Consider the following 275-nt stretch of genomic DNA (forward strand, 5'->3'; position numbering starts at 1 on the left):
GAAACCGGCCGGGCTTCATGGCTGGCAATATCCTCGACCAACACTGCATAGCGCCCGAAGACACTGCTCCGCTTTCTATCAGCATCCGCGAAATCAGCGGCAATTTCTGCCGTCCATGCAATATAGTCTTCAACTGGAACATAGCGCTCGGAAGCATCGCGCAGGCGCGAGCGGTTAAAGCCAACATACCGAGCGGTCCCGTTCACAAAACCGGCGGCAGTTGCAGGAACCAGCGAGGGATCGAGCAAATCGGTGAACGCATCCGCAAAAGAACG

The 275-nt window shown here is 56.4% G+C and carries 1 protein-coding gene; it reads right to left on the reverse strand.

The window, feature by feature from the left end:
* Positions 1 to 275 (reverse strand): hypothetical protein (locus tag EOD29_RS36270; protein ID WP_164763936.1); only part of this gene is annotated, 275 nt, incomplete at both ends.

This window comes from Mesorhizobium sp. M1A.T.Ca.IN.004.03.1.1 (assembly GCF_003997555.1).
Lineage (GTDB): Bacteria > Pseudomonadota > Alphaproteobacteria > Rhizobiales > Rhizobiaceae > Mesorhizobium.